This is a genomic window from Streptomyces hokutonensis, from assembly GCF_000376565.1.
Taxonomy (GTDB): domain Bacteria; phylum Actinomycetota; class Actinomycetes; order Streptomycetales; family Streptomycetaceae; genus Streptomyces; species Streptomyces hokutonensis.
Window position 1 is genome coordinate 1 of the sequence record NZ_BARG01000159.1, and the last position, 2239, is coordinate 2239.

At 70.3% G+C, this 2239-nt stretch carries 3 protein-coding genes; all 3 read right to left on the bottom strand.

Annotated elements, in window-relative coordinates; genetic code table 11:
• Positions 1–131: 131 nt before the first annotated feature.
• Genes SSP08S_RS54460 through SSP08S_RS54470 form a run of 3 tightly spaced genes read right to left on the bottom strand, consistent with a single transcriptional unit; the run spans position 132 to position 1677 of the window.
• On the bottom strand, positions 132–746 hold the full coding sequence (locus SSP08S_RS54460; RefSeq protein WP_019076036.1) for a hypothetical protein: 615 nt from the start codon (positions 744–746) through the stop codon (positions 132–134).
• The gene (locus SSP08S_RS54465) at positions 733–1275 is read right to left on the bottom strand and encodes a sigma-70 family RNA polymerase sigma factor (protein WP_019076037.1); all 543 of its coding nucleotides are present in this window, start codon (positions 1273–1275) and stop codon (positions 733–735) included. Before SSP08S_RS54465 ends, SSP08S_RS54460 begins: the two co-directional genes overlap by 14 nt.
• Positions 1276–1677, bottom strand: a complete 402-nt coding sequence (locus tag SSP08S_RS54470) for a hypothetical protein (RefSeq protein ID WP_019076038.1) — start codon at positions 1675–1677, stop codon at positions 1276–1278.
• Positions 1678–2239: the final 562 nt, after the last annotated feature.

Sequence of the window (2239 nt, forward strand, 5' to 3'; positions counted from 1 at the left end):
TCCCGAACCCACCCTGCGCCAGGGCCTGCGTCCTATCCAACTCCGACCCGACCTCATCAACGGCTGCCTCCCCGGCACCGCACTCACCCGCACCCTGCGCCCGCAAACAATCCGGCGAGCTCAGCGGAGTCCTACTGGTAGGGGCTGCGGACGACGATCGAGACGTTCTGGGTGAGTTGGTGGGACGGGGCTGCAGTCTGGCAACGGGCCCACAGCGTGGGCTTGTTGACCGCGAGGGTGGTCGGGATCTTGACTCTGGCCTCGAAGGACCCGGTCGCGAGTGCACTGACCGAGGACAGCTCGTATGTCCCGGCGGCCGTGGCGGTTGGTTGCGGTTGCCCCGGTGACTCTTTCTGTTCTTCCATGGAGAGGTTCAGCTTCGCGCCGCGGTCCCAGCGGATCCCGACGGTCACCGACTTCCCGGGGGCGCAGTCCGTACCGGTCAGCGTGATCGTGCCGCCCGGCACGGTCTCGGACGGCGAGGCGAGCAGAGGCTTGGAGGGGCCGGTCACCGTGGGCCGGGGGGTGTGGGGCGCCGTCGGACCGGGGGTGCTGGTTCCGGAACGTTCCCGGGTGATCAGGGGGAAGGCCGCAAGCACCGCGGCGGCCACGGCTGTGACCATCGCGACCTCGCGGAATGTGCGGCGGCGCCGGGCCCTGCGCCGCAGGTCCGCGAGGGGCGGCTGCCGGGCGGCCCGCGTGCCCTCCTCGACGAGTCGGCGAAGTCCGTGTTCAGGGTCGGCCATGGTGGGACAGAGCTCCTTCCGGATCGGCGGCGAGACGGCGGGCCAGGTTCGCGCGGGCTCGGGCGAGTCTGCCGCGCACGGTGCTCACCGGCAGGCCCAGCTGCTCGGCGACCTGCTCGATCGGCAGATCCAGTACGTCGTGCAGCAACAGCACCGGGCGCTGGTTCACCGGAACATGGCGCAGCATCTCGGCGACCTCGACGGTCTGCGGCGTGAGGTGGGGCAGCGGGCGCTGGGCACCCAGGCGCAGCAGAGCCGCGGCACGCCGGCGCAACCGGCGGATCTCGCTGACCGCGAGGTTGATCGCCACCCGGCGCACCCACAGCTCGGGCACGTCGTAGGCCTGGATCCGGGGCCAACGGTCCAGGGCCCGGACGAACGCTTCCTGTACGACGTCCTCGGCCTGTTCGAGACTGCCGGTGACCGAGAACAGCTGACCGACCAGCCGCGCGTACGCCGACCGGTAGAACTCCTCGAAGTCCGTCACACCGGCCTGCTGTCCCCGCTCACCGCCACTGTCATGCTCCACTCAGTTCACGTTCACCGGTGCCGCCTCCACGCGCTTCTCGGCGGGAGTCAGCGCCAGCCACGCCAGTTGCGCGGCGGTGGCCTTGCCCTGCGCCTTCAACTGCCCGACCAACTTGTCGGCTTCGGCGACCTGGGCCCTGGTCGGGCGGCCGGTCGTCACCTTGATCTCCCTCTGGATCTGCACGAGTTGTCGGTTGAGCTCGGACGCGGACGGCTGGTCCTTGATCTTGGCGTCGGAGGCCGCCTTCGGTTTCGCGGCCTCCTTGACCACGGTCTGCGCGTGCTTGACGTTCTGCACTGTGCTTCCGTGGTCGGACGAGGCGAGCGCCGTCGTGGCCAACGCGGCGCACAGGCCCACGGCGGCGACGCCGACAGCGGCGAATCCCAACTTGTGGTGCTGCATGGTCCATCCTCACGTTCGTAGGGGAGAGAAGGTCCGAGGGCCTCACTCGCCGGGCGAGCCCGACCGCCGTTCCACCACCCCCACGCCCCGGAACTCCGCGCAGCGCACACTCCGCGGGCCTTCGTTATCGAACCGTGACCGACCCTTCGCAGCCCACGATCTGCCGACCGGGTTCGGTTTCGTCCCTGCCCGGCGCGACGGCGCGGTGTGCGGGCACCGTGCATGCCGGACACTCGTGAGCGGTGGGGTACGTGGGTGTTGCGCCGACAGGAGGTGCGCGGCGCATGGCGATTCCTTGGCGCGTCCCGCCCGGGCGGATCCCCACCTGGTTGCGCGACCATGACCCGGGACTGGTGGCGACTCGCCGCGCCGCGCGCACCGCGCTGGTGATGCCCGCTCTGTTCGCCCTGTGCAGTCAGGTGCTGCATTCCTCGACGAATGGCGACCTTCGCGGCGTTCGGTTCGTTCTCGATGCTCCTGCTGGTGGAGTTCGCCAGCCCCAGGGTGCAGCGCCTGCGGGCTCACGTGGGTCTGGCCGTGGCCTGGGCGGTACTCATCCGCA

Coding starts and splice junctions, on each gene's coding strand:
- SSP08S_RS54460 (WP_019076036.1), bottom strand. CDS start 746: ATGGCCGACCCTGAACACGGACTTCGCCGACTCGTCGAGGAGGGCACG.
- SSP08S_RS54470 (WP_019076038.1), bottom strand. CDS start 1,677: ATGCAGCACCACAAGTTGGGATTCGCCGCTGTCGGCGTCGCCGCCGTG.